This window comes from Streptomyces sp. NPDC111656, assembly GCF_055656965.1.
The window spans coordinates 338,745-363,734 of the sequence record NZ_JBVKCA010000007.1; the positions used below are offsets into that span (position 1 = coordinate 338,745).

A 24,990-nucleotide genomic window follows, 5' to 3' on the forward strand; every position below is an offset into this window, starting at 1 on the left:
AAGCAGAAGGGCCGCCCTGTACCGAGGCGTGGTACGGGGCGGCCCACATGCTGAACCGGGAAGGTCGGCCGTGCCGAACCGGGAAGGTCAGCCGACCTTCTCGAACTCCGGCTCGCGGCGCTCGGTGACCTGGGGGTTGCGTGCCTTGAGCACCCACCAGCCGATGGCCAGGGCCGCGGCCCAGCCGGCCATCACGTACAGACAGACGCGCGAGTCGGCGTCGTAGGCGATGAGGCCCGTGACGAACAGCAGGAAGACGACCGCGATCCAGCTGCACTTCGCTCCGCCCGGGGCCGGGAAGGAGGAGGCGGGCAGGCGTCCGGCGTCGACCGCGCGGCGGTAGAGGATGTGGCTGACCAGGATCATCAGCCAGGTCCAGATGCCGGCGGCGGTGGCCACGGAGGTGACGTAGCCGAAGGCCTTCTCCGGGACGACGTAGTTCAGGATCACGCCGATGCCCATGAAGAGCATGGAGACGGTGATGCCGAGCGCCGGGGTCTTGGTCGAGGAGAGCCTGCTGAAGACCTTGGGGGCCTCGCCGTTGTCCGCCAGGGTGCGCAGCATGCGGCCCGTGGAGTACATGCCGGAGTTGCAGGAGGACAGGGCGGCGGTCAGGACCACGAAGTTGACGATGCCGGCGCCGGCCGGGATGCCGATCTTCGCGAAGGCCTCGACGAAGGGGCTGACGCCCGGGGCGAACTCCGTCCACTTCACGACGCAGAGGATGACCGTGAGCGCGCCGACGTAGAAGAGCGCGATGCGCCAGGGGAGGGTGTTGATCGCCTTGGGGAGGGTCTTCTCCGGGTCCTCGGACTCGCCCGCCGTGACGCCCACGAGTTCGACGGCGAGGTAGGCGAACATGACGCCCTGGAGGGTCATCAGGGACGAGCCGATGCCCTTGGGGAAGAAGCCGTCGAACTGCCAGAGGTTGGCGACGGAGGCCGTGTCACCGGCCGAGCTGAAGCCGAAGGTGAGGACGCCGAGGCCGATCACGATCATGCCGATCAGGGCGGTGACCTTGACCATCGAGAACCAGAACTCGATCTCTCCGAAGAGCTTCACCGAGATCAGGTTCGCCACGAAGAGGACGATCAGGAAGACCAGCGCCGTCACCCATTGGGGGATGGACGGGAACCAGTAGTGGACGTAGATCGCGGCGGCGGTGAGTTCCGCCATGCCGGTGACCACCCACATCAGCCAGTACGTCCAGCCGGTGAAGTAGCCGAAGAACGGGCCGAGGAACTCGCGGGAGTACTCCGCGAAGGAGCCCGAGACCGGGCGGTACAGGAGCAGCTCGCCGAGCGCCCGCATGATGAAGAAGATGATCACGCCCGCGAGGGCGTACATGAAGATGAGGCTGGGCCCCGCCTTGGCGATGTTCGCCCCGGCGCCCAGGAAGAGGCCGACGCCGATGGCGCCGCCGATCGCGATCATCTGGACCTGGCGACTGCCGAGCCCGCGCTCGTACCCCTCTTCGGGGGCGTCGCCGCCCACGGCCTCACTGCCGAAACGCGGCTCGTCGGTCTTGTCGACCTGCGATGAGGTCATGTGTGGTGCGCCTTTCTCCATGCCGGTCCGAGCCAGTCACTTGGCTTCGGATCGGGTTCCGATCCCCCCGGATGTGATGGAGCTGTGCCTGGCCGGCGGTCGCCGGCTCGGTGGCGCACCCGACCGGACATGGGTGGTGTCCTGTCGGGCGGTCGTGAAGATTTATCACGGCCGCAACATGGGCAGCCTGCGGGTGATGTAAGGCATGCCACAGGGAGAAGCGGACAAACAGAACTCACCTGTACATAGCAGGCCACTACGGTGACGGGATCGTTATCCGGATCTGAGCGTCCTCTGAGCGAACACCGATTGAACCCTGAACCAACCCCTGATCAGGGCATACGACCGTTTCCCCGCTCGGCACCCCATCAGGGCGTCGCGGCGTCCGATCGGGGCATCTCGACGGACGGTCAGGACATCGACGATCAGGACATCAGCGTCTCGACGAGCGTCTCCTGGAGACCGCCCAGCCACAGGTACGCCATCACCATCGGCTTGCGCGGGTCCTCGTCCGGAAGGCGGTAGAGGAGGTCGGTGTCCTCCTCGTCGACGACGTCGAGCCGGGCCCCGATCGCCAGGCGCAGGTCGTTGAGGGCGCGCAGCCACTGCTCGGACTCCCCGGGGGAGAGTTTGAGGACCGCGCCGCCGTCGCCCGCCGTGGTGAGGGCGTCCAGCGAGCGGATCACCGCGAGGGCGTTCTCGCGCTTGCCGGCGCGCAGGTCGTTCTCGGTGAAGCGGCGGAACTCGGAGGAGTACGCCCGCTGCTCCTCCGCCTGTTCCGGCGAGGACGCCTCGACGTCGGGGCCGCTGTAGGCGTCCGGGAAGAGTCGCTGGAGCACGGGGTCGGAGGGCGGCTCGCTGGGGCCCTCCGCGAACAGTTCGGCGAGCGGGTCGTCGGGGGCGTTCTCCGCGGGGCCGGGCCCGATGAGCTCCAGGAGCTGTACGGCGAGGGAGCGGATGATGGAGATCTCGACCTCGTCGAGCGCGACGGCCGCGCCGCCGCCGGGGAGCGGTTCGAAGTGTCCTGGCATGGAGTGAGTTCGCTACTTCCGGTCCTGCTCGCGGTTTACAGGGAGGGCTCGGGCTGCTGCCGGTCCGACGGCCGCCGGTCCGACGACTTCCGGCCCCGCTACTTCCGGTCCTGCTGAAGGGTGGCCCACAGACCGTAGCCGTGCATGGCCTGTACGTCGCGCTCCATCTCCTCGCGCGTGCCGCTGGAGACGACCGCCCGGCCCTTGTGATGGACGTCGAGCATGAGCTTGGTGGCCTTGTCCTTGGTGTAGCCGAAGTACGACTGGAAGACATACGTCACATAGCTCATGAGGTTGACCGGGTCGTTGTGCACGATGGTGACCCAGGGGACGTCGGGCTCGGGTACGGCGAAGACCTCCTCCGCCGACTCGGTCTTTTCGATCTCTAGGGGTGCGGGAGCGGTCACACGGCCCATGCTGCCACCAGAGAGGGGGGCCCGCACAAATGGACCCCCGGAATACAACGGGATACAACCGGAATACAACGGCCGCCATAAATCGTCAGAGTGACGAGATGGGGGTACCATCCAGGCTTATGAACACAGCGGACCTTGGGCTGCCGGTGGACGTTCCCTCGACGGCGCTCTTCACGGACCAGTACGAGCTGACGATGCTGCAGGCCGCACTGGCCGCGGGGACCGCCGAGCGACGCTCGGTCTTCGAGGTCTTCACGCGGCGGCTGCCGGAGGGGCGGCGCTACGGCGTCGTGGCCGGCACCGGGCGGGTTCTCGACGCCGTCGAGAACTTCCGCTTCGACGCCGACGTCCTCGGCTTCCTGCGCGAGAACGCCATCGTGGACGAGCCGACCCTGGAGTGGCTCGCCTCGTATCGCTTCGGCGGGGACATCTGGGGCTATCCCGAGGGCGAGGTGTACTTCCCGGGCTCGCCGATCCTGCGGGTCGAGGGGTCCTTCGCGGAGTGCGTGCTCCTGGAGACGGTGATCCTCTCCATCCTCAACCACGACTCGGCGATCGCGGCCGCCGCGTCCCGGATGGCCTCCGCCGCCGGGGGCCGGCCGCTGATCGAGATGGGCGCCCGGCGGACGCACGAGCTGGCCGCGGTGGCGGCGGCGCGGGCCGCGTACGTCGGGGGCTTCGCGACCACCTCCGACCTGGCGGCGGGCTTCCGCTACGGCATCCCGACCGTCGGCACCTCCGCACACGCCTTCACCCTCCTGCACGACCGGGAGCGGGACGCCTTCCAGGCCCAGGTGAACTCGCTGGGCCGGGGGACGACGCTGCTCGTGGACACGTACGACGTCGCGGAGGCGGTACGGATGGCGGTCGAGGTCGCCGGGCCGGAGCTCGGTGCCGTACGGATCGACTCCGGGGACCTGCTGCTGGTCGCGCACCGGGTGCGGCAGCAGCTGGACGAGCTGGGCGCGAGGGACACGCGCATCATCGTGACCTCGGACCTGGACGAGTACGCGATCGCCTCGCTGGCGGCGGCGCCCGTGGACGCGTACGGCGTCGGTACGCAGTTGGTGACGGGTTCCGGCCATCCCACCTGCTCGATGGTCTACAAGCTGGTCGCCCGCGCCGAGTCGGCGGACCCGAAGGCTCCGCTGGAGGCCGTGGCCAAGAGGTCCACCGGCGGCAAGACCTCGATCGGCGGGCGCAAGTGGGCCGCGCGCCGGCTCGACGAGCGGGGGGTCGCCGAGGCCGAGGTGATCGGCACCGGGGCGGTCCCCGTGGCGCTCGCCGACCGACAACTGCTGGTGGAGCTGGTCAAGGGCGGGCAGGTCCTCTCCCGCGAGCCCCTCGACGCCGTACGCGACCGGCACGCGGCCTCCCTCGCCAACCTGCCGTTGTCGGCGACACAGCTCTCGCGCGGGGAACCGGTCATTCCGACGGAGTACATCTGATACGACCCCCGCGGTGTGCGCGGGGTGCGCCGGAGCGCGCGCGGGCGGCGCTCCGGCCGGCTCCGGCCACCCTTGGGGAAACACGAATGAACGGGCGGTCAGCGGGAATGCAACGGCAACACGCACACCGCACCGGCCGCCGCGACAGGCCGTAACCGATTGCCCCCTCCCGCGCCGCACGTGAAGTCTCTAGGCTCGGCTCCACAGGCCGGTCCCGCACACCCCCTGTCACATTCCCCGATCCCATAGTCGACACCGTCGAAGGACACCGACCATGCGCCGCGCCTTGATCGTCGTAGACGTGCAGAACGACTTCTGCGAGGGGGGCAGCCTCGCGGTGGCCGGAGGCGCCGATGTGGCCGCCGCCATCACGGAGCTGATCGGGCAGGCGCCCGCCGGCTACCGGCATGTCGTCGCCACGCGTGACCTCCACATCGCTCCCGGTGGCCACTTCGCCGACAACCCCGACTTCGTCCACTCCTGGCCCGCGCACTGTGTGGCCGGCACGGAGGGGGTCGGGTTCCACCCGAACTTCGCTCCGGCGGTCGCCTCCGGCGCGGTCGACGCCGTCTTCGACAAGGGCGCGTACGCGGCGGCCTACAGCGGTTTCGAGGGCGCCGACGAGAACGGGGTCGCGCTGGGTGACTGGCTGCGCGCCCGCGAGATCGACGAGGTGGACGTGGTCGGCATCGCCACCGACCACTGTGTACGCGCCACCGCCCTGGACTCCGTCCGCAGCGGCTTCCGCACCCAGGTCCTCCTGGACCTCACGGCCGGAGTCTCCGAGGAAACCACGGACCGCGCCCTCGAAGAACTCCGGGCAGCAGGCGTGGACCTGACAGGAAAGCCGGTCGTCTAGCCGTCCTGACCGACCTCGCTGCCGGGCCGCCCGTCGGCAGGTGGACAGCCCCGGCGCGGGCGCCGGGTGCCTACGTCCGTGCCGCCGAGCCGTCGCCGGTCATGCCTGGGGTGCCGGGCGTCTCAGGAGGGATTTGAACGGGCGCCACAGTTCCTGGGTGAGGTCGGGGCCCTGGACGCCGCTCTCCGGGGTGGTGCGCCATATGAGGCCGTCGGGGTGGTGCAGGACGGCGGTGATCTCGTCGGGGGTGGGCGGGGCCGCGTTCCCACGGAGGTAGACCGCGCGCAGGCCGAGGTTGCGCAGGCGCGTCAGGGCGCGGGCGCGGTTCTGGGCCAGGACCAGAAAGCGCACGCAGCCGGGGCCCGGGCCCGCCGGGCTGGGCAGATTCAGCGCCACAACCACGCTGCCGTTCGGCAGCTTGCAAAAACCTCCTGCGGCCATGCAGTCACACCCCCGTGCGCACCGGTGTCAATAAGAAATCCACAGGACGCACCTAAACACGATCGGCGGCAACCCGCCAGGGGGTCGCCGCCGATATGCTTCTGACCTGCGGAAATACCGGTTACTTCACCGCGGGGCCCACTTCGAGCGAGATCGTCGACCCGTCACGGGCCTCCTTGACGATCTTGATCTTGGTGTTGGTGTCAGTGATGTTGACACCCGCGGTCGGGGCCGTCGTGTCGTAGTAGGTGCTGGTGTGGTCGTTGAAGACCGGCACCCCCGGCTTCGACGGGATCTTCGTCGCGACGTCCGCGTTGTGCAGCGTCAGACCGTCCGTGCGGTACAGGCTGAACGGCGAGTCGTACGACTGGATCCGGCTGCGCATCAGCGTTCCGTCGGACCACTTCAGCGCGGTGGAGTGCGAGTCGACCGGCAGGATCAGCCCGGAGCCCGCGTGCGCGCTGACGTTGTTGTCCTTCTGCGAGGTGTCCCACTTCCAGATCAACAGGCCGTTCTGGTACGGGTAGTGCTCGACCCAGGACGGACGCGTCTTCGAGAAGCCGAAGTTGTACGGACCGGTCTTGAGGGTCTTGTCGTACGAGACGTACTGACGGTTCTCCGCGATGTAGTACTGCGGGTAGTCGTCGGTGAAGGACGCGCCGACGCGGGAGAAGCCGGCGGCGGTCCACGCGGCGTCCGCGGTCTCGGCGTTGTCCGAGAAGAGCGCCGAACCGTCCGCGGTCACGGAGATCTCGTCGGCCGTGAAGCCCTTCAACGCCACGCCACCGTCGCTCTGGTAGCGGAAACGCAGGTCGATCTTCTGGCCCGCGTAGGCGTCGAGCGGGAACGACAGCTTCTTGTACGCGTCCACCGTGCCGGTCAGCGCGGGCTTGCCACTGCCGTCGCGCGGGATCGGCTGCCCGTCCACCGTGCCGTCGAGCGCGGTCCAGTTGGCGCCGCCGTCGGTGGAGACCTCGGTGTAGAGGTAGTCGAAGTCGGCCTCGATGTCGTACCAGCCGTCGAGCGTGAGGGCGGCCGACGACTTGCCGGTGAGGTCGACGGAACGCGTCAGCGTGTTCTTGAGGTCGTTGCCGCTGCCGCTCCACCACTGGGTCGAGCCCTGCGCCGGGGCGACGATCTCGGTGGTGACCGCCTTGTCCGGCAGCGAGACCACCAGGGCCTGCTTGTTCTTGGTGTTGTACTCGGCGACACCCAGCTTGTGCTTCGACTTCGTCGCGGCCTTGGCCGTGTCGTAGTTCAGCCAGCCGAGCTGCAGCTTGTCCCAGGAGTTCATGTCACCGGGCAGGTCGCCGATGGCGTTCTTGCCGGTGCCGAGCCAGGAACCGGAGGACATCAGGGTCCAGAAACCCGTGGAGTTCTCGGCCGAGTTGGTGGTGTCGTACTCGTCCGGCAGACCGAGGTCGTGGCCGTACTCGTGCGCGTAGACGCCGAGTCCGCCGTTCTCCGGCTGGATGGTGTAGTCGCCGACCCAGATGCCGGTGTCGCCGATCGCGGCGCCGCCGAGCTTGTTGCCGGCCGGACCCGTGGCGCCCGCGTCGGTGCCGAACGCGTACCAGCGGTGCGCCCAGATCGCGTCCTCGCCCTGCACGCCGCCGCCCGCGGACTCGTCCTCACCGGCGTGCACGATCTGGAAGTGGTCGATGTAGCCGTCGGGCTCGTTGAAGTTGCCGTCGCCGTCGTAGTCGTAGCGGTCCCACTGGTCGTACTTGGCCAGGTCCGCCTTGATGTCCGCGTCGGACCTGCCGGCCGCCTTCTGGTCGGCGACCCAGGCGGTGACACCGTCCTGGACCGCGTACCAGGCGCCGGTGGACGCCTTGTTGGAGCCGTAACGGGCCTCGTTGTAGGGGACCTTGACCCAGTCGGTGACCTCGCCGTCGACCGAGTAGCGGCCCGAGGACTGCTTCTCGTAGTACTTCTTCAGCGACTCGGTGTTCTTGCCGGTGCCGAAGTAGAGGTCCTGGAAGTGCGCCTGGTTGTAGTCCGCCTGCCAGGCCGTGCTGTTGTCCTGGGTGCGGTCGGGCTGGGCTATCTGGTTGTGCAGCGGGCCCACGGTGCCGCCGTAGCGGCTGTCGACCTGGTCGCCGAACTCGACCAGGATCGTGAAGATCTTGTCGGTCTTCTCGCGGCCGAGCTCGACGTACTTGTTCTTGCCCTTGAGCTTGACGACCTGCGAACCGTTCCGGTCCTGGACCTTCGCGTCACCGGATATGACCTGGTTCAGGGCCTCTTCGCGCTGTGCTTCCTGGGTCTTGCTGAGCGGGCCGTCGAGGTCGTGTTCGGCCTCGTTGCCGGCCGGCTGGGGCTCGTGGCGGTTCGCGCTCGCCGAGGCCGCCGCCGATGCGGCATCATCTGCCTGCGCAACGGCGAACGTCGAGAACGTGGCGGTGGCCGCCGCGAGGGCGACACCCACCGCGGCCGCTCTGAACGTCCATGGTCTGCTGGTCACTTGAAGTCCTCCCCTGCGTCCGTTCGCGCGGATGGGGGGATCCCGGGGTGATGGAGGTCCGCGCGCGTATACGCGTGTCAAGTGACGACATTTGACCGGAGTTACCAAAGAAAAGACAGATCTTGACTTGAACCTGGCAACTGCACTATGCGGAGCAGCAGTTCGGTATCCGAACCGGGATCAGCCCCCTCAACGGGCGCGTCCGTCCGTCCACTTGGTGGACGCGATGACTCCGTGCGCCCCCTGTGCTCCGGCACCGTGGGTAAGGTCACGCTTACCGGACGTTCCACTCGGGCATGCAGGCGAATAGAGTCGATTGGCGGAACGTTGGAATGTCAACGGATTGGCAAGTCGACACCGTTGTCGTCCCACGATTCGCAGCCCCACCCGGACCGGCGGCCCCACTCCCGTGGTCGATCGTCCCGGTCGCCGTCCGGTCCCGTTGTTGTCCGCATCCTCCCCCATCGCGAGAGGCACGGGGGGAGTACCCCCACCCCGAGGAATCGCCATGCCTCGTCCGACCGCCGCACAGCTCGCCTACGGTTCCTGCACCGTGATCTTCTCGACCCTCGCCATGCTGCTGCTGTCTCAGACGAGTTCGGGCCTGGGGATCGCGGTGATCACCCTCTCGGCACTCGCTCTCGGACTGCTCGTCGCCGTAACGGTTCCGCTGCCGAAGCGCGTGCGTTCCGGCTCCGTGGCCGCCGTACCGGCTCCCGCGCCGGCCCCCGTTCAGGAGCGGGTGCCCGCACAGCGCGAGACCGCGTCCGTCGCCGCGTCCGTGTCGTCCGTGTCGGCGGCATCAGTCTCTGCCGTACGCGAACCGGCGGGCCCGTGATTCCACGAACCCGCCGCTCTCCCGATCAGCCGTCTCCTCGCGGAGTGCGGCTGATCGCGTATGTCAGCCCGTGCTGACCACCACCGTCTTGGCCGCCTTGTCGTGCAGGCCCTGCTTGTAGGGCTTGTCGAAGTAGCTCCAACCGCCCGCGATCGCGGTCCAGATGCACGCGCAGCAGAATGCGAACGGGATCCACAGCACCAGCGAGCGGACCAGCGTGGTCTGCACGGAGGGCGTGGCGCCGTTGTCGAGGTTGGCCACCCTCAGGTTGAACAGCTTCTTGCCGAGGGTCTGCCCCGACCTGCTGATCATGATGGTGTCGTAGCCGGTGTAGAGCACCGCGGCGATCAGGGCCTGCCCGAAACCCCTGCTGTACTCCATCCTGTCCGCGTTCAGTGTGTACTCCTCGACCCCGAACGCCAAGGTCAGCAACCAGACCACGATTCCCACGAGGATCATGTCGATGAGCCTCGCCACCGTGCGTTTGCCGCTGTCGGCGAGCGGGGGCATGCCGGCCAGCGGGTCGCCGCCGTAGGGGCCGCCGGGGCCGTACGGGTCGCCGCCGCCGTGCGGGGGCGGCTGGTCGCCGTACGGGGAGTCGTACGGGGAGCCCTGGGGCGGTGTGGGCGGCGAGGAGCCGTCGTAGGGGGAGCCGCCGCCCTCGGCGGGCGGGGGCTGCTTCTTGAACGGATCCTCGTCCGGTGGCTGACCCGAACCCGGGGGCGGCGGTTCGCTGCTCATGGCCCGAGTCGACCGCGAACCCCGCCACCGCGCATCCGGCGAGCGGCCGTCCGGGGGACCGGACTCCCGGCGGCCGCGCCGCCGCGCGGGGAGTCAGGCCACCACGGACAGGGCCTAGGCGGCCACGAAGGTGTGGGCCGCCTTGTCGTGCCAGCACTGGCGCCAGGGCCTGTCGAACAGGCACCACAGGACGCCGACGACACCGATGACGAGGACGCCGGGGACCGCGTACACGAGCCAGCGGCGCAGGGCCCGCCCGAAGGACGGCGGTTCGTGGCCCTCGATGTCCCGGACCTCGATGCCGCACACCTTCTTGCCGAGGGTGCGGCCCCACTTGGCGGTCGGCAGCGCGTCGTAGAGGACGCCGAAGAGGAGCAGGACGGCCAGGACGATCCCGAGGTAGCCCGTGGTCGTGCCGTCGAGCAGCCACACCGTGACGGTCTGGCCGGACCGCTTGGCCGCGTCGACCTTCTCGTTGATGTGGTCGATCGCCTTGGTGCCCAGCGGTACGGCGGCCACGGCGGTGACGGTCGCCAGGACCGCGGTGTCCACGATCCGGGCCAGCAGCCGCCTGCCGAGGCTCGCCGGGCGCGCCTCGGACTGTCTGCGGGCGGCGGCCTGGAACACGTCGTCCACCGGCGGCTTCCACGGCACGACGGGCTGCCCGTCGGCGCCCGGGTCACCCGCGAGCCGGTGCACCTGCTGGGCCCAGGACGGCTGTCCCCCACCGGGGCCACTGGTGAGGGGCGTGGCGGTGGGGCCGGTGGACTGCTGGGGCACGGAGGGAGCGGAGGGGCTGGAGGGCGTGGAGGGTGCGGGGGTGGCCGGCTGCCGCGCGGCGGCGGACTGGGCCGACTGGGCCGCCGCCTCCGCCGCGGCCTGGGCGGCCTGCCCGGCGCCGAAGCCTCCCCCGGCCCCCGCCGGGCCGTCCGCCGCGGGCGTGTCCGCCCCCGGTGCGCCGGTGGCCGGAGCCGTGCCCCCGGCCTGCGCCCCGCGCTGCGGCCCCGTGCGCGGGGCGGACGGGCGGAAGATCATGGTGCCCTCGGAAGGGGCGGGTTCCGCGGCGCCGTCGGGGTGACCGGTGCCGGCGAACTGCGCGCCGCTCGCCGGGGCCGCGGCCGCGCCCTCGGTGCCGGTGGCCCCTGCCGGTCCCGTCGGGCGACGGAACAGCACGGTGCCGCCGGACGCGGGGGGTTGCGCGGCGCCGCCCCGGTCCGCGGGCGGGATCGTCGCCGTGCCGTCGGCGCGGGCCGACTCACCGTCCGGCTGGACGGCCGCGTCGCCCGGTTCGACCGCGCGCGCCAGCCGCGGGTCGGCCGTCGGGGGCGCGCCCCAGGACACCCGGCGTTCCTGCTCGCCGCCGAAGCCGGACTGCTGGGAGCGGTCGGCGCCCCACGCGGCCGCGGGCTCGGGCCTGTTGCCGTGCTGTGCCTCGGCCGGGGTCACCCGGCGCGGCCCGGCGGCGGGGCGCGGGTCCTCGTCGAAGAAGTGCGGTCCGGTCTCCTCGGCGGGGGCCGGAGCGGGCGCGGGAACGGAGGCCGTCGGCCGGGCACCGGACGGCGGCGTGAGCGGTACGCCGTCGGAGGGCGCGGGACGGCTCGTACCCGGTACCCAGGAGGCACCGTTCCAGTACCGGACATATCCAGGAATGGAGGGGTCCGGGTAATACCCTTCACGGGGCCGGTCGTCACCGGGGGCCGGGGTTGGGGCGCTCATGTCCGTCGTCCCGTATCTGCTCGGGGGTTTTTGGGGGTTCCACATCTATCAGACGGGCGCGCCTGTCAGCGGCGCTCCCGCCGTACCCACCTCTTTCGGGCAAGGTTCCGCCACAAAGCGGTCGCCGCCCGGAACACGGTCTCGGAACGCCCGCCAAAAAGCTTCTTCGAACCCGCGTAATGGTTCCGCGTGATCGCGCTCTCCACTCGTACGGGCCCGCCCTGGGGCCCCGTACCCGAAAGGAAGCGCATCGACATGCACACCGTGGTGGAAAGCGAACTCGAGCTCAACCTCGTCCTGTCGCCCGAACGCAGCGTCGCCGTACCGGCCCGGCTCACCTACCGCTCCGACGACCCGTACGCCGTCCACATCACCTTCCACATCGGCTCCGACCATCCCGTCGGCTGGACCTTCGCCCGTGAACTGCTCGTCGAGGGGGTGTTCAGGCCGTGCGGGCACGGCGACGTACGGGTGTGGCCGACGAAGGTCGAGGGCCGCAGCGTCGTCCTGATGGCGCTCAGCTCCCCGGACGGGGACGCCCTCCTCGAGGCGCCCACCGCGCGGGTGTCCGCCTGGCTGGAGCGCACCCTGCGGGCGGTCCCGCCGGGCTTCGAGGCCGATCGGCTCGGCCTCGACGAGGGCCTCGCCGAGTTGCTGGCCCCGACCCCGGGCTGTCACGACGAACTGTGGCTGCGCGACCCGTGGCCGTCGGACGAGTCGAAGGAGGGCGAGTGAACCCGTTCGCGCCCCTGTTCCCGATACCGGCCGCGGTAGTGGCCCCGCGGGAAGCGGTCCTACGGGCGGGCCGCGGCCAGCAGGGTCTCCGCGACCGATGTGCGCGCGTACAGCACCGAGCGACCGGCCCGGTGCGCGCTGACCAGGCCCGCGTCGCGCAGTGCGGTCAGGTTCTGGGACACCCCGGCCGGCGAGAGCCCCGTGCGGTGGGCCAGCTCGGTGGTGGAGGCCGGGGTCTCCAGTTCGGTCAGCAGCAGGGTCCGCGAGCGGCCGAGTACGGCGGCGAGGGCAGCGGTCCCGGCGAGCGGCCGGGGTTCCCACAGGGTGCCGACGCCCCGCGCCGGATAGGCCAGTTGGGGCGGCTCCGGGGGTGTCACCCGGGTCAGCGGGCCAGGGTGGGTGAAGGCCGAGGGAATCAGCAGCAGCCCGGCACCCGCCGCCTCGCGGGACAGCGGGCGCTGTCTGCGCGACAGCCGCCGCGCGCTGTCGTCCCAGCTCACCAACGGGTGCAGCTCGTTGAACAGGTGCCCGGTGCCCTGCTCGGCGACCTGCCGGGCCCGGTGGAAGACGTCGGCGTCCAGGACGGTGCGGATCCGCGCCCAGTAGGGGGCGAGGGCCAGCTCCCAGTAGGTCTCGACCTCCCCCGCGAGCCGGGGCAGGCGGGCGGCCGGATCGGCGTACAGCGTCCGCGACCTGGGGCCGAGCCCTCCCTGGTCGTGTGCCAGGCGGTCGAGGTCCTGGCGTACCCGGGCGGGGGGCGCGGCCATGATCCCGGCCAGTTCCGTGGCGAGCGCGGGGGCGGGTCCGTCGGGAGCCGGGTTGAGGAAGTCGGGCACATAGCCCGTGGGCGGGATCAGCTCGGCGAGCAGGCCCCGGTCGAGGCCGGCGGCCAGCACCCGGGGGCGTACCTGTTCGGCCCAGGGCCGGTGCACGGGGTGCGCGCCGCCGGAGCGCAGCAGCCGGAAGCTGGTGCCGACCTCCCACATCGGCGAGACGGCGAACCGCATCTGCGCCAGGTCCCCCGCCGAGAACGCCAGTTCGGCCGACACGGCCACCCCCTCGGTCGCCCCGTGGATTCATGGATGCCTGAATCTGTGGCGGCCAGACTACGGCGGGGCGAGCATCCCGGGCATGACCACGACACCAGTCAAGACGACCTCGGCCACTTCGGCCTCCTCTGTCGCTGCGCCCCCCTCCGCCACTTCGGCCACCGCGACCATCCGTGCCGCCTCGGCCGGGAGTTGGACGCTCGGCGACCGGGAGGTCCACCGGATCGGTTTCGGTGCGATGCGGCTGCCCCAGACCGGCCGGGCGCTCGCCGCCGACGCCGTACCACGCGACCGCGACCGGGCGATCGGCGTGCTGCGCCGCGCGGTCGAGCTCGGGGTGAACCACATCGACACCGCCGCGTTCTACTTCTCGCCGCTGCGCTCCGCCAACGAACTGATCAACCGGGCGCTGACCCCCTACCCGGACGACCTCGTGATCACCACCAAGGTCGGTCCGGGCCGGGACCCGTCCGGCGCCTGGCTGCCGCACGCCACCCCCGAACAGCTGCGCGGCCAGGTCGAGGAGAACCTGCGCCAGCTCGGCCGCGACCATCTCGACGTGGTGAACCTGCGGATCGTGGGAGCCGACTCGATCGCCGAGCGCTTCGGCGCGCTTGCCGAGCTGCGCGCGGCGGGACTCGTCCGCCACCTCGGTCTGTCCAACGTCCGCCCCGAACACCTCGCCGAGGCGCGGGCCATCGCGCCCGTGGTCTGTGTGCAGAACCCGTACGGCATCGGCGTACGGCCGGACCAGGACGAGTTCGTGCGGACCTGCGGCGAGCAGGGGGTCGCGTTCGTCCCGTTCTACGCGATCGCCGGGGCCGGGCGCACGGCGGGCGCGCGGGGTGCCGACGCCGCCGAGGTGCGGGCCGTCGCACGGGCTCACGGGGTGAGCGCGGCGCAGGTCCGGCTGGCCTGGACGTTGCACCGCGGACCGCACGTACTGGCCATCCCCGGCACGGGCGACCCGGACCACCTGGCCGCCAACGTGGCCGCCGGCGCCCTGCGGCTGAGCGAGGACGAACTGGCCCTCCCGGACCGTCTTCACCAGGGCGGGGACGGAGGCGACGGGGGTGACGGGGACGACCGCACTCGGCCCACGGGAACGGCCGAGGAGGTGTCCTAGAGCACCTTGCCCGGGTTCAGGATGCCCAGGGGGTCGAAGGCGGCCTTGATGCCGCGCTGCATCTCCACGCCCACCGGGCCGAGCTCGCGGGCCAGCCACTCCTTCTTCAGGACTCCGACGCCGTGTTCGCCGGTGATGGTGCCGCCGAGTTCCAGACCGAGGGCCATGATCTCGTCGAAGGACTCGCGGGCGCGCCGCGACTCGTCGGGATCGTCGGCGTCGAAGCAGACGGTGGGGTGGGTGTTGCCGTCGCCCGCGTGCGCGCAGACACCGATGGTCAGGGAGTACTTCTCGGCGACGCGCTCGATGCCTTCGAGCATGTCGCCGAGCCGGGAGCGCGGCACGCACACGTCGTCGATCATCGTGGTGCCCTTGACCGCTTCGAGCGCGGTGAGCGACAACCGCCGCGCCTGGAGGAGCAGTTCGGATTCCGCCGCGTCCTCCGCGGGGACCACCTGCGTCGCGCCCGCGGCCTCGCACAGGGCGCCGACGGCGGCCAGGTCGGCGGCCGGGTCGTGGGTGTCGAAGGCGGCGAGGAGGAGCGCCTCGGTGGTCTCCGGAAGCCCCATGTGGGCCAGGTCGTTGACGGCCTTGACCGTCGTACGGTCCATGAGTTCGAGGAGGGAGGGGACGTGCCCGCCCTCCATGATCCGGACCACGGCGTCGCAGGCGGCGCGCGCCGATCCGAACTCCGCCGCCAGCACCAACTGCTGGGGCGGCTGCGGCTTGAGCGCCAGGATCGCCCGTACGACGATGCCGAGCGAGCCCTCGGATCCGACGAAGAGGCGGGTGAGGTCGTACCCGGCGACCCCCTTCGCCGTACGGCGGCCGGTGGACATGAGCCGTCCGTCGGCCAGCACCACGTCGAGGCCGAGGACGTACTCGGCCGTCACCCCGTACTTCACACAGCACAGGCCGCCGGAGGCCGTGCCGATGTTCCCGCCGATCGTGCACATCTCCCAGCTGGAGGGGTCCGGCGGGTAGTACAGACCGTGTTCGTTCACGGCGCGGGAGAGGGTGGCGTTGATGACGCCGGGTTCCACGACGGCGATCCGGTCGACCGGGTTGATCTCCAGGATGCGGTCCATCTTGACCAGCGACAGCACGATGCAGCCGTCGGAGGCGTTGGCGGCGCCGGACAGGCCGGTGCGGGCGCCCTGCGGGACGACCGGGACACGCAGCTCGGTCGCGATCCGCATGACGTGCTGGACCTGTTCGACGGTACGGGGCAGGACGACGACGGCGGGGGTGCCCGCCTCGCAGAAGCTCGCCATGTCGTTCGCGTACGAGGCCGTGATGTCCGGGTCGATGAGGACGGCCTCGGCCGGCAGGCCGCTCAGCAGGCGGTCCACGAGGTTGCCGGTGACTTCGTCGCGCGGGGCTTCGATACGGCTCATGATCACAGCGTCGCACTCGGGGCCATCGGTGTGAACCCCATCCGCGCGGGGCTTGGCGTGCCGGGGTGTGGTCTTCGTATTGACGCACAGTGAGCGGCATGGAGATCGAAGAGCGACAGCCGGTGCTCACGGGGCTCACGCCCCAGGGGCCCTCCGGGCGGCGTCCCTCCGTCGCCAAGCACGTGCTGATCGGCCTGGTGGCGGGGTCTGTCGTCCTCGGCGGGGTGCTGGTGCTGCTGCCCTCGCAGCAGCGGACCGCGGCGCCGCCTGCGTCGGGTCCGGCGGCGCGGGCGGCGACGGCGGTGGGGGCCGGGGTGCCCGCCGCGCTGCCCGATCTGGTGGCCCTCATCGGCGACCACGAGGCCCATCTGCGCACCCATCCGCGCGACGAACGGTCGTGGGCGGTGCTCGGCGCGGCGTATGTGGAGCAGGGGCGGCGGACGGCCACACCCGCGTACTTCGCGAAGGCCGAGCAGGCGCTGCGCACGTCGCTGGAGACGAAGCCGAAGGGGAATGTGACGGCGGTGGAGGGGCTGGCCGCGCTCGCGAACGCCCGCAACGACTTCCGGACCGGGCGGAAGTGGGCCGAGGAGGCGCTGAAGCTGGCGCCGAAGCGGTGGACGGCGTATCCGCTGCTGATCGACTCCTGCGGCGGCCTCGGTGACTACAAGGCGAGCCGCAGCGCGCTGGAGAAGCTCCAGGGGCTGCACCACGGGCCGCCGGTGCTGGCCGAGGCCGCCCAGGTGTACTGGGACCGCGGCTGGCGCGAGGACGCGGTGGCCTCCCTCGCGGACGCGGCGGCGGGCGCCACCACTCCGGCCGAGCGGGCGACCTGGCTGGCGCAAACGGGTCGGCTCTCCTGGGAGCGCGGGGACCGCGAGGAGTCGCTGCGCTACTACGAGGCCGCGCTGAGCATCGACCCCGACCAGCACGGCGCGCTCGCCGGGCAGGGGCGTGCGCTGGCGGCACTCGGGCGCAGCGCGGAGGCGCTGCGTGCGTACCAGACGGCGCTCGCCCAGGAGCCCGATCCGCGGTACGCGCTGGAGCTGGGCGAGCTGTACGAGACGCTGGGGGCGCGCGACGCGGCGCAGACGCAGTACGCCCTGCTGCGGGAGCGGGTGCGCACCGACGCCGCGTCCGGTGTCGACAACGAACTGGTCCTCGGGTTGTTCGAGGCGGACCACGGCGATCCGGAGGAAGCGGTGCGCCGGCTGCGTGGGGAGTGGGCGCGCCAGCCCGGGGTCGCCGTCGCGGACGCGCTGGGGTGGGCGCTGCACCGGGCGGAGGAGGACGAGGAGGCGCTGAAGTTCGCGACGACGGCGACGGACAAGACGAAGGGCGGCGGCGTCCGCAGCGCGCTGTACGTCTACCACCGGGGGCAGATCGAACGAGAGCTGGGCCTGCTCGCGCCTGCGCGCCGCCACCTCGCGGAGTCCCTCCAGATCAATCCGTACTTCTCCCCCGTCCTCGCCCCCCAGGCCCGGCACGACCTGGCCGCCCTCGGCGAACCGCCCGCGGAGCCGCCACCCGAGCCGAAGGACGAGACCCCGACGGAACCGGAGGGCGCGGCGGGGCCGCCGGGCACTGCCGTGAACCCGGCGAACCCGGTGAACCCGGCGAAGCCGACGAACCCAGCGAACCCAGCGGCCCCGCGGGCGACCCACCGACCCAGGCCACAGGCATCGGCATCGCGACCGGCATCAGCTCCGGCATCGGCTCCGGCGCCGGCACCGCGGCGCACGGCGTCACGCTGACAGATGACCGCTGACAGATGGCCGTCGGCAGCTGACAGCTGACAGCTGACAGATATCCGCAGATGATCCCTACAGGTTGCCGCGCTTCTCCTGCTCCCGCTCGATCGCCTCGAAGAGGGCCTTGAAGTTGCCCTTGCCGAAGCCCATCGAGCCGTGCCGCTCGATGATCTCGAAGAAGACGGTCGGCCGGTCCTGGACCGGCTTGGTGAAGATCTGGAGCAGATAGCCGTCCTCGTCGCGGTCGGCGAGGATCTTGAGCTCGCGCAGGGTGTCGACGGGCACCCGGGTGTCGCCGACCCACTCGCCGAGAGTGTCGTAGTACGAGTCGGGCGTGTCCAAGAACTGGACCCCGGCCGCGCGCATGGTGCGTACGGTCTGCACGATGTCGTTGGTGTTCAGCGCGATGTGCTGGACACCCGCGCCGCCGTAGAACTCCAGGTACTCGTCGATCTGGGACTTCTTCTTGGCGATGGCGGGCTCGTTGATCGGGAACTTGACCTTGAGCGTGCCGTCGGCGACGACCTTCGACATCAGCGCGCTGTACTCGGTCGCGATGTCGTCGCCCACGAACTCCTTCATGTTCGTGAAGCCCATGACCTTGTTGTAGAAGCCGACCCATTCGTTCATGCGGCCGAGTTCGACGTTGCCGACGCAGTGGTCGATGGCCTGGAAGGTGCGGTGGGCGGGCGGTTCGACGATCGGGGCGGCGGCGGTGAACCCGGGGAGGTACGGGCCGTCGTAACCGGTGCGCTCGACGAGCGTGTGCCGGGTCTCGCCGTACGTGGCGATCGCGGCGAGGACGACCGTGCCGTGCTCGTCCTTGAGCTCGTAGGGCTCGGCGAGCGGGCGGGCGCCGTGCTCGACGGCGTACGCGAACGCGGCGCGCGCGTCCGGGACCTCGATGGCGAGGTCGACGACCCCGTCGCCGTGCGCGGCCACATGCTCGGCCAGGAAGTGGCCCCAGGTGGTGGTGGGCTTGATGACGGAGGTGAGGACGAAGCGTGCCGAGCCGTTCTCGAGGACGTACGACGCCGTCTCGCGGCTGCCGTTCTCCGGTCCGGAGTAGGCGACCAGCCGCATACCGAAGGCCGTGGAGTAGTAGTGCGCGGCCTGCTTGGCGTTGCCGACGGCGAAGACGACCGCGTCCATTCCCTTGACCGGGAAGGGGTCTGCCTGCCGCGCGGTGTCGGGAGTGAGGTGTGTGGTCTGCGTCATGGCCGCAGACTCTCTCCGTTCCACAAGGTGCGCAATAGTTTGCGGGAGAGCTGGACAATGTGCTCAGCAAAACGTCCATGTCAGCGGGCGTTCTGTACATGATGACCACCCAGGGAGGACGGCATGGCGATCGATCACCTGGACGGCCGGCTCATCGTGCTGCTGGCCGAGGAGCCACGCATCGGCGTGCTGGAGATGTCCCGGCGGCTCGGGGTCGCGCGCGGCACCGTGCAGGCCCGCCTTGACCGCCTTCAATCGAATGGAGTCATCCGGGGATTCGGTCCGCAGGTGGATCCGGCCGCGCTCGGCTACCCCGTCACGGCCTTCGCGACGCTGCAGATCAGGCAGGGACAAGGCACCGACGTACGGGCGCACTTGGCGACCGTCCCCGAGGTGCTGGAGCTGCACACGACCACCGGCGGCGGCGACATGCTGTGCCGCCTGGTGGCCCGCTCGAACGCCGATCTCCAACGTGTGATCGACCGGGTCGTCGGTTTTGATGGCATCGTCCGGGCCTCCACGGCGATCGTCATGGAGAACCCCGTTCCGCTGCGGATCATCCCGCTGGTGGAGCAGGCGGCGACCGAGCACTGACCGACGGCCTGGGAGGTGGCGTGAACTTCTGGCAGTACCTGAGCAGCCGCCATCAGCAGCTGCTCACGGACGCGTACCAGCACGCCAGCGTGGTCTTCCAGTGCATGGTCGTCGCGACGCTCATCGGTGTGGTGATCGGCGTCGTCACCTATCGCAGCGACTGGGCGGGCGGCGTCGCCACGACCACCACCTCCACCATCCTGACCATCCCCTCGCTCGCCATGATCGGTCTGCTGATCCCGATCGTGGGCCTGGGCGTGCCGCCCACGGTGATCGCGCTGACGCTGTACGGGCTGCTGCCGATCGTGCGCAACGCGATCGTGGGCCTGCGCGGGGTCGACCCCGCGCTGGTGGACGCGGCGAAGGGCATCGGCATGTCCGGTCCGGCCCGGCTGCTGAAGGTCGAGCTGCCGCTTGCCTGGCCACCGATCCTCACCGGCATCCGGGTCTCCACGCAGATGCTGATGGGCATCGCGGCGATCGCGGCGTACGCCTCCGGCCCCGGCCTCGGCAACGAGATCTTCCGCGGCCTCGCGTCCCTGGGCAGCAAGAACGCGCTCAACCAGGTACTCGCGGGCACGATCGGGATCATCATCCTCGCGCTGCTGTTCGACGCCGCGTACGTCCTCATCGGCCGGCTGACCATTCCGAGGGGGATCCGTGCCTGAGACGACCGAGGCCGCGGGGCCACCGGAGGGCGCGCACACCTCCACGACCGGCGCCACCATCGAGCTGGAGAACCTCACCAAGCGCTACCCCAGCAGCCGGGAACCCGCCGTGGACAGCGTCAACATGGAGATCAAAGCGGGCGAGCTGGTCGTCTTCGTGGGCCCGTCGGGATGCGGCAAGTCCACCACGCTCAAGATGATCAACCGGCTGATCGAACCGACCGGCGGCCGCATCCGCATCAACGCCGAGGACGTCACCGACATGGACCCGGTGAAGCTGCGCCGCAAGATCGGTTACGCCATCCAGGCGTCCGGGCTCTTCCCGCACATGACGGTCGCCCAGAACATCGCCCTCGTACCGAAGATGGTCGGCTGGTCGAAGTCGCGGGTCAGGGCGCGCGTCGAGGAGATGCTGGACCTGGTCGGCCTCGACCCGGCCGAGTTCCAGGGACGTTATCCGCGCCAGCTCTCCGGCGGCCAGCAGCAGCGCGTGGGCGTGGCCCGGGCGCTCGCGGCCGACCCGCCCGTGCTGCTGATGGACGAGCCCTTCGGCGCCGTGGACCCGATCACCCGCGACCACCTCCAGGACGAGCTGATCCGGCTCCAGCGCGAGCTGCACAAGACGATCGTCTTCGTCACCCACGACTTCGACGAGGCGATCAAGCTCGGTGACCGGATCGCGGTGCTGCGCGAGCACTCGCACATCGCGCAGTTCGACACCCCGGAGGCGATCCTCACCAACCCGGCCGACGACTTCGTGTCGGGGTTCGTGGGCGCGGGCGCGGCGTTGAAACGGCTCAACCTCACCCGGGTACGGGACGTGGAGATCACCGACTGGCCGACGGTCACCGTGGACGACCCGCTCCAGGAGATCTTCAACAAGCTCAGAAGCAGCGGCACGAACGAGATCCTGCTGCTCGACCGGCGGGGCCGCCCCTACAAGTGGCTGCGGCGCGGCGACCTGATGCGGGCCAGGGGTTCGCTGGCGCGGGCGGGCACGCTGGTGCACGACACGGTGACCCGGGACGCCACGCTGCGGGACGCGCTGGAGGCGGTGCTCATCGACAACACGGGCCGGGTCGCGGTCACCGGGCGGCGCGGCGAGTTCACCGGTGTCGTCGACATGGAGACGCTGATGAACTCCGTGCACGAGCTGTTGGAGGCGGACCGGCTGGAGGCGATGGAGCACCAGCACGAGCTGGAGGAGGCGCGCGCCCAGCAGACCCACGTCGAGCAGGAGGGTGTGGGCGGCGGGGAGGCGAAGGCGTGAGCACTCCCCGGCCCGAGAAACGGCCCAAGGAACGGCCCAAGGAGCGTTCCAAGGAACGGCGCAAGGAACAGCTCAAGGAACAGCGCAGGGAGCGGCCCGAGGGCGAGCACGAGGTGAAGGGGCTCGCGTTCCGGGACGACGGCGAGTTCTCGCCGGACTCCGGGGACTTCCCCGAGGACCTTCCCGAAGGCCTTCCCGGGGGCGGTGAAGGCGGAGTCGAGGGGGAGGCCCCACCTCCGAGGGTCGTCCTCAAGCGCCGGATCACCTGGCAGAAGCTGACCTTCCTGCCCCTGGTCCTCGCGGCCGTGCTGCTGGCCACCTGGCTCTGGTTCCAGCAGGCCCGGCTGGACCCGATCTCCGAGAACGCGCTGTCGAACGGCCAGGTGTCGAAGGCCCTGTGGCAGCAGATCCGGCTGACCGCGATCTCCACCTTCTTCGTGCTGATCATCGCGATCCCGCTGGGCATCCTGCTCACCCGGGCGGCGTTCCGGAAGGCGACCCCGGTCGCGATGACGCTCGCCAACATGGGGCAGGCCACGCCCGCGATCGGCCTGCTGGCCCTGCTGGTCATCTGGCTGGGCACCGGCCAGCGGGCGGCCCTGATCGGCATCACCGTCTACGCCATCCTGCCGGTCCTCTCCAACACGATCGCGGGCCTGAAGGCCAACGACCCGACCCTCCTGGAGGCGGCCCGCGGCATCGGGATGTCCCCCCTGGGGGTGCTGACCCGCATCGAACTCCCGCTGGCCGTGCCGCTGATCCTCGCGGGCGTACGGACGGCCCTGGTCCTGAACGTGGGCACGGCGACCCTCGCCACCTTCGGCGGGGGCGGCGGCCTCGGTGTCCTGATCACCACCGGCATCACCACCCAGCGCATGCCCGTCCTGGTCCTCGGCTCGGTCCTCACGGTCTCACTGGCCCTGCTCGTGGACTGGCTCGCCTCCCTGGTCGAACTGCTGCTCAGGCCGCGCGGACTGGAGGCGGGCTCATGAGACGTACGGGTCCCGCAACCGCCGCGAGACGCACGGGTCCCGCACCCACCGCGAGACGTACGGCTCCGGTGCTGGCCGGGGCGCTGGTCCTGGTCGCCGGGTGCGGGCTCACCAGCGGCTCCCCCATGGTCGACGACGTCGCGCCCGGCTCGATCGGGCAGGGGCAGCCGCTCAAGGGCGCCCATCTGACGGTGACGTCGAAGGAGTTCACCGAGCAGCTGGTCCTCGGCGCGATCATGGGCATCGCCTTCCAGGCGGCCGGCGCGGACGTCCTCGACCGGACGGGCATCCAGGGTTCGATCGGCGCGCGGGAGGCCGTCAAGAGCGAGGACGCGGACGGGATGTACGAGTACACGGGCACCGCCTGGATCACGTACCTCGGCAACAGCAAGCCCATCCCCAACCCGCAGCAGCAGTGGCAGGCGGTGCACGACGCCGACCTGAAGAACGGGCTGACCTGGCTGCCGCCGTCCGCGCTCAACAACACGTACGCCCTCGCCATGAACCAGGCCAACTTCGAGAAGTACGGCACCAAGACGCTCTCCGACGTGGCCGCGCTGTCCAAGTCGAACCCGGGCGCGGTCACGCTGTGCGTGGAGAGCGAGTTCGCCAACCGGGCCGACGGGCTGCCGGGCATGGAGAAGGCGTACGGGATGAGTCTGCCCGCGAAGAACATCACGCAGATGGACACCGGGATCATCTACACCCAGGTGGCGAAGGGGAGTTGCACGTACGGGGAGGTCTTCACGACCGACGGGCGCATCAAGTCGATGAACCTGGCGGTGATGGAGGACGACAAGAAGTTCTTCCCCAACTACAACGCGGCGCCCGTGATCAACTCCAAGGCTCTGAAGAAGTACCCGGCGATCGCCCAGGTCCTGGACCCGATCACCAAGAAGCTCGACAACGACATGGCCCAGACCCTGAACTCCAAGGTGGACGTCGACGGGCAGGATCCGCATCAGGTGGCGCTGGACTGGATGAAGCAGGAGGGGTTCGTCAAGGGCGGGTGAGCGGGGCGACGGCTTCCAAAGAAGTGGTTGCAAAGAAATCCTTGCAAGCACTTCTTTGCAACGCTACCTTTGGATGCATGGAAGAGCCCACGGAACCGCTGCCCGAGGAACGACAGGTCCGCACCCTCGACGCCCGCACACTGCGCGGCATCGCCCATCCTCTGCGCATGCAGTTGCTGTACGCGCTGCGGCAGCGGGGGCCCGCCACCGCGTCGATGCTCGCCGAGCGGCTGGGCGAGTCCAGCGGGGCTACCAGCTATCACCTGCGGCAACTGGCCGCGCACGGCTTCGTCGAGGACGCACCCGAGCGGGGCAAGGGCCGTGAGCGCTGGTGGCAGGCCGTCGACCAGGGCGTGTACTTCGACGCGAACCTGCTCAAGGACGGCGACCCGACGGTCCGCGGAGCGGCCGACATGTACCTGCACGAGGTCGCGACCACGCACACGCGTGAGCTGTCGACCTGGCTGGGTACGCGCGCCGACTGGTCCGAGGACTGGTACCGGGCCAGCGACATGAGCGACTGGACCCTACGACTGACGTCCGGGCAGGCCCGCGAACTCATCGAAAAGATGCACGACCTGCTCGAAAGCTACCGCCCCCTCGCCGGCGCCGAGGACGACTCCGACGCGGAGCAGGTCCGCATCCACACCCACGCCTTCCCCGTCACGCAGGACCGAACGGAGACGCACCCATGACGCACGCCGAGACCCACCTCGCCCTGCACCACACCCGCGCCGCCGAGCTCCGGGCCCAGGCCGAGACCCACCGCCTGGCCGCCTCCGCCCGCCGCCCCGGAGAACTGCGGACGCGCCTCGGCTGGACCCTCGTGGAGGTCGGCCTGCGCCTCGCCGCCGCACCCAGGCCGGTGATCGCCTAACAGCTCGGGACCGAGCCCTTCCCCTTCTCCAGGGACACCAGCGCGTCGACCGCGCCCTTGAGCGTGGTCACCGGAACCAGTCGCAGGCCCTTGGGCAGTTCCGACTTGGCGTCCGAGCACTCCGCCTTCGGGACCAGGAAGACCGTCGCGCCGTCGCGCCGGGCGGCCTGCGTCTTCAGGGCGACCCCGCCGACCGCGCCGACCTTGCCGTCGGCGTCGATCGTCCCCGTACCCGCGACGGTGCGACCGCCCGTGAGGTCGCCGCCGCTGCCGTCGCCGTCCAGCTTGTCGATGATCCCGAGCGTGAAGAGCAGTCCGGCGCTGGGCCCGCCGACGTCGGCCAGCTTGAGCGTGACCTTCACGTCGTTCTTCTCGTGCAGATAGGACAGGGCCGCCTCGGTGGCCGTGTCCTGGGACTTCTTCATCTCGTCCGCGTTGTGCTGCTCGATCTCCTTGACGGAGTTCCCGCTCGGGTAGACCGAGTCGCGCGGCATCACGGCCCGGTCCGTACGGAACCAGCCGTCGATCACGTCACCCAGGCTGACGCTCGCGTCCGGCCCGGTCGCCTCGATCGTCGTCATCCGCAGCTGCCCGTTCGTCGTCCGGGTGGGCGCTCCGCTGATCGTGATCACGGGGTCGCCCTTGTTCTCGCCCAGGACGTTCGCCGTCATCCCGGGCTGCGCCACGGAGAACGGCAGCGGCGCGAACGCCGCCGTGGCGAGCAGGGCCACGACGGGAACGGCGCAGACGGTGATGGCCTGGAGGCGTGTGAGGCGAGAGAGCACGGGATCAATC

General features: G+C 70.4%; 24 protein-coding genes. 13 read left to right on the forward strand and 11 right to left on the reverse strand.

What is annotated here, in order from left to right; genetic code table 11:
* Positions 1-87 precede the first annotated feature (87 nt).
* The 3 genes from ACZ7M3_RS23090 to clpS all read right to left on the reverse strand — a co-directional run bounded on the left by ACZ7M3_RS23090 (position 88) and on the right by clpS (position 2,995).
* Entirely contained in the window at positions 88-1,548 is a 1,461-nt protein-coding gene (locus ACZ7M3_RS23090; RefSeq protein WP_472065514.1) for an amino acid permease, read from the reverse strand.
* 425 nt (positions 1,549-1,973) lie between these two features.
* Positions 1,974-2,579, reverse strand: coding sequence for a DUF2017 domain-containing protein (locus tag ACZ7M3_RS23095; RefSeq protein WP_067379761.1), 606 nt, complete (start codon positions 2,577-2,579; stop codon positions 1,974-1,976).
* Positions 2,580-2,677: 98 nt separating this feature from the next.
* Positions 2,678-2,995: an ATP-dependent Clp protease adapter ClpS gene (gene clpS, locus ACZ7M3_RS23100; RefSeq protein ID WP_351315667.1), complete on the reverse strand. Its 318-nt coding sequence runs from the start codon at positions 2,993-2,995 to the stop codon at positions 2,678-2,680.
* Positions 2,996-3,114: 119 nt separating this feature from the next.
* Between clpS and ACZ7M3_RS23105 the strand changes: the two genes are divergently transcribed.
* Together ACZ7M3_RS23105 and ACZ7M3_RS23110 are read left to right on the forward strand one after the other, a co-directional pair.
* Positions 3,115-4,443, forward strand: a complete 1,329-nt coding sequence (locus ACZ7M3_RS23105) for a nicotinate phosphoribosyltransferase (RefSeq protein WP_472065515.1) — start codon at positions 3,115-3,117, stop codon at positions 4,441-4,443.
* A gap of 274 nt (positions 4,444-4,717) precedes the next feature.
* The gene (locus ACZ7M3_RS23110) at positions 4,718-5,302 is read left to right on the forward strand and encodes an isochorismatase family protein (RefSeq protein ID WP_267061955.1); all 585 of its coding nucleotides are present in this window, start codon (positions 4,718-4,720) and stop codon (positions 5,300-5,302) included.
* A gap of 99 nt (positions 5,303-5,401) precedes the next feature.
* Here ACZ7M3_RS23110 and ACZ7M3_RS23115 read toward each other — a convergent pair whose 3' ends face one another.
* Positions 5,402-5,743 carry a hypothetical protein gene (locus ACZ7M3_RS23115; RefSeq protein WP_351315659.1) on the reverse strand — a complete coding sequence of 114 codons (342 nt, stop codon included), beginning with the start codon at positions 5,741-5,743 and terminating at the stop codon, positions 5,402-5,404.
* 121 nt (positions 5,744-5,864) lie between these two features.
* Positions 5,865-8,210, reverse strand: coding sequence for an immune inhibitor A domain-containing protein (locus ACZ7M3_RS23120; RefSeq protein ID WP_472065516.1), 2,346 nt, complete (start codon positions 8,208-8,210; stop codon positions 5,865-5,867).
* Positions 8,211-8,718: 508 nt separating this feature from the next.
* Here ACZ7M3_RS23120 and ACZ7M3_RS23125 point away from each other — a divergent pair.
* Positions 8,719-9,048, forward strand: coding sequence for a hypothetical protein (locus tag ACZ7M3_RS23125; protein ID WP_351315652.1), 330 nt, complete (start codon positions 8,719-8,721; stop codon positions 9,046-9,048).
* A gap of 63 nt (positions 9,049-9,111) precedes the next feature.
* Here the strand turns inward: ACZ7M3_RS23125 and ACZ7M3_RS23130 are convergent, their stop codons facing one another.
* Both ACZ7M3_RS23130 and ACZ7M3_RS23135 read right to left on the reverse strand, forming a co-directional pair.
* Positions 9,112-9,789 (reverse strand): RDD family protein, encoded by a 678-nt coding sequence (locus ACZ7M3_RS23130; protein ID WP_472065517.1) that lies wholly within the window; start codon positions 9,787-9,789, stop codon positions 9,112-9,114.
* Between the two features lie 114 nt (positions 9,790-9,903).
* Positions 9,904-11,505: an RDD family protein gene (locus ACZ7M3_RS23135; protein WP_472065518.1), complete on the reverse strand. Its 1,602-nt coding sequence runs from the start codon at positions 11,503-11,505 to the stop codon at positions 9,904-9,906.
* A gap of 255 nt (positions 11,506-11,760) precedes the next feature.
* On the opposite strand from ACZ7M3_RS23135, the gene ACZ7M3_RS23140 reads away from it, so the two are divergent.
* Positions 11,761-12,240, forward strand: a complete 480-nt coding sequence (locus ACZ7M3_RS23140; protein ID WP_472065519.1) for an SsgA family sporulation/cell division regulator — start codon at positions 11,761-11,763, stop codon at positions 12,238-12,240.
* 59 nt (positions 12,241-12,299) lie between these two features.
* Here ACZ7M3_RS23140 and ACZ7M3_RS23145 read toward each other — a convergent pair whose 3' ends face one another.
* Positions 12,300-13,289, reverse strand: a complete 990-nt coding sequence (locus tag ACZ7M3_RS23145) for a DUF5937 family protein (RefSeq protein WP_472065520.1) — start codon at positions 13,287-13,289, stop codon at positions 12,300-12,302.
* Between the two features lie 82 nt (positions 13,290-13,371).
* Here ACZ7M3_RS23145 and ACZ7M3_RS23150 point away from each other — a divergent pair, with 82 nt between their 5' ends.
* A complete protein-coding gene (locus ACZ7M3_RS23150) occupies positions 13,372-14,415 on the forward strand; it encodes an oxidoreductase (RefSeq protein ID WP_472065521.1) in 1,044 nt (347 codons plus the stop codon).
* On the opposite strand, the gene ACZ7M3_RS23155 is transcribed toward ACZ7M3_RS23150, so the two are convergent.
* Positions 14,412-15,818, reverse strand: coding sequence for an FAD-binding oxidoreductase (locus ACZ7M3_RS23155; RefSeq protein ID WP_267061959.1), 1,407 nt, complete (start codon positions 15,816-15,818; stop codon positions 14,412-14,414). The two genes, ACZ7M3_RS23150 and ACZ7M3_RS23155, sit on opposite strands and share 4 nt — an antisense overlap.
* A gap of 92 nt (positions 15,819-15,910) precedes the next feature.
* On the opposite strand from ACZ7M3_RS23155, the gene ACZ7M3_RS23160 reads away from it, so the two are divergent.
* Positions 15,911-17,566: a tetratricopeptide repeat protein gene (locus ACZ7M3_RS23160; protein WP_472065522.1), complete on the forward strand. Its 1,656-nt coding sequence runs from the start codon at positions 15,911-15,913 to the stop codon at positions 17,564-17,566.
* A gap of 69 nt (positions 17,567-17,635) precedes the next feature.
* Here ACZ7M3_RS23160 and hppD read toward each other — a convergent pair whose 3' ends face one another.
* Positions 17,636-18,781 (reverse strand): 4-hydroxyphenylpyruvate dioxygenase, encoded by a 1,146-nt coding sequence (gene hppD, locus ACZ7M3_RS23165; RefSeq protein WP_319747652.1) that lies wholly within the window; start codon positions 18,779-18,781, stop codon positions 17,636-17,638.
* Between the two features lie 123 nt (positions 18,782-18,904).
* Here hppD and ACZ7M3_RS23170 point away from each other — a divergent pair, with 123 nt between their 5' ends.
* From ACZ7M3_RS23170 to ACZ7M3_RS23200, 7 genes are all read left to right on the forward strand, one after another.
* Entirely contained in the window at positions 18,905-19,375 is a 471-nt protein-coding gene (locus tag ACZ7M3_RS23170; RefSeq protein ID WP_388342200.1) for an Lrp/AsnC family transcriptional regulator, read from the forward strand.
* Between the two features lie 20 nt (positions 19,376-19,395).
* On the forward strand, positions 19,396-20,043 hold the full coding sequence (locus ACZ7M3_RS23175) for an ABC transporter permease (protein WP_472065523.1): 648 nt from the start codon (positions 19,396-19,398) through the stop codon (positions 20,041-20,043).
* A complete protein-coding gene (locus ACZ7M3_RS23180) occupies positions 20,036-21,313 on the forward strand; it encodes a betaine/proline/choline family ABC transporter ATP-binding protein (RefSeq protein ID WP_472065524.1) in 1,278 nt (425 codons plus the stop codon). Before ACZ7M3_RS23175 ends, ACZ7M3_RS23180 begins: the two co-directional genes overlap by 8 nt.
* A gap of 113 nt (positions 21,314-21,426) precedes the next feature.
* Positions 21,427-22,305 (forward strand): ABC transporter permease, encoded by an 879-nt coding sequence (locus ACZ7M3_RS23185; protein ID WP_472065603.1) that lies wholly within the window; start codon positions 21,427-21,429, stop codon positions 22,303-22,305.
* Complete coding sequence (locus tag ACZ7M3_RS23190; RefSeq protein ID WP_472065525.1) at positions 22,302-23,318, forward strand: glycine betaine ABC transporter substrate-binding protein; 1,017 nt, start codon at positions 22,302-22,304, stop codon at positions 23,316-23,318. Before ACZ7M3_RS23185 ends, ACZ7M3_RS23190 begins: the two co-directional genes overlap by 4 nt.
* 77 nt (positions 23,319-23,395) lie before the next feature.
* A complete protein-coding gene (locus ACZ7M3_RS23195) occupies positions 23,396-24,013 on the forward strand; it encodes an ArsR/SmtB family transcription factor (RefSeq protein ID WP_472065526.1) in 618 nt (205 codons plus the stop codon).
* On the forward strand, positions 24,010-24,195 hold the full coding sequence (locus ACZ7M3_RS23200; RefSeq protein ID WP_472065527.1) for a hypothetical protein: 186 nt from the start codon (positions 24,010-24,012) through the stop codon (positions 24,193-24,195). The genes ACZ7M3_RS23195 and ACZ7M3_RS23200 overlap by 4 nt, the downstream gene beginning before the upstream one ends.
* Here ACZ7M3_RS23200 and ACZ7M3_RS23205 read toward each other — a convergent pair.
* Entirely contained in the window at positions 24,192-24,980 is a 789-nt protein-coding gene (locus ACZ7M3_RS23205; RefSeq protein WP_267061966.1) for a S16 family serine protease, read from the reverse strand. The two genes, ACZ7M3_RS23200 and ACZ7M3_RS23205, sit on opposite strands and share 4 nt — an antisense overlap.
* Between the last annotated feature and the right edge of the window lie 10 nt (positions 24,981-24,990).

Bases quoted from the DNA above. Each gene is read 5' to 3' on its own strand.
- ACZ7M3_RS23105 (WP_472065515.1), top strand. From the start codon at position 3,115: ATGAACACAGCGGACCTTGGGCTGCCGGTGGACGTTCCCTCGACGGCG.
- ACZ7M3_RS23170 (WP_388342200.1), top strand. From the start codon at position 18,905: ATGGCGATCGATCACCTGGACGGCCGGCTCATCGTGCTGCTGGCCGAG.
- ACZ7M3_RS23195 (WP_472065526.1), top strand. From the start codon at position 23,396: ATGGAAGAGCCCACGGAACCGCTGCCCGAGGAACGACAGGTCCGCACC.
- ACZ7M3_RS23150 (WP_472065521.1), top strand. From the start codon at position 13,372: ATGACCACGACACCAGTCAAGACGACCTCGGCCACTTCGGCCTCCTCT.
- ACZ7M3_RS23115 (WP_351315659.1), bottom strand. From the start codon at position 5,743: ATGGCCGCAGGAGGTTTTTGCAAGCTGCCGAACGGCAGCGTGGTTGTG.
- clpS (WP_351315667.1), bottom strand. From the start codon at position 2,995: ATGGGCCGTGTGACCGCTCCCGCACCCCTAGAGATCGAAAAGACCGAG.
- ACZ7M3_RS23095 (WP_067379761.1), bottom strand. From the start codon at position 2,579: ATGCCAGGACACTTCGAACCGCTCCCCGGCGGCGGCGCGGCCGTCGCG.
- hppD (WP_319747652.1), bottom strand. From the start codon at position 18,781: ATGACGCAGACCACACACCTCACTCCCGACACCGCGCGGCAGGCAGAC.
- ACZ7M3_RS23110 (WP_267061955.1), top strand. From the start codon at position 4,718: ATGCGCCGCGCCTTGATCGTCGTAGACGTGCAGAACGACTTCTGCGAG.
- ACZ7M3_RS23090 (WP_472065514.1), bottom strand. From the start codon at position 1,548: ATGACCTCATCGCAGGTCGACAAGACCGACGAGCCGCGTTTCGGCAGT.
- ACZ7M3_RS23200 (WP_472065527.1), top strand. From the start codon at position 24,010: ATGACGCACGCCGAGACCCACCTCGCCCTGCACCACACCCGCGCCGCC.
- ACZ7M3_RS23190 (WP_472065525.1), top strand. From the start codon at position 22,302: ATGAGACGTACGGGTCCCGCAACCGCCGCGAGACGCACGGGTCCCGCA.
- ACZ7M3_RS23125 (WP_351315652.1), top strand. From the start codon at position 8,719: ATGCCTCGTCCGACCGCCGCACAGCTCGCCTACGGTTCCTGCACCGTG.
- ACZ7M3_RS23135 (WP_472065518.1), bottom strand. From the start codon at position 11,505: ATGAGCGCCCCAACCCCGGCCCCCGGTGACGACCGGCCCCGTGAAGGG.
- ACZ7M3_RS23140 (WP_472065519.1), top strand. From the start codon at position 11,761: ATGCACACCGTGGTGGAAAGCGAACTCGAGCTCAACCTCGTCCTGTCG.
- ACZ7M3_RS23160 (WP_472065522.1), top strand. From the start codon at position 15,911: ATGGAGATCGAAGAGCGACAGCCGGTGCTCACGGGGCTCACGCCCCAG.
- ACZ7M3_RS23130 (WP_472065517.1), bottom strand. From the start codon at position 9,789: ATGAGCAGCGAACCGCCGCCCCCGGGTTCGGGTCAGCCACCGGACGAG.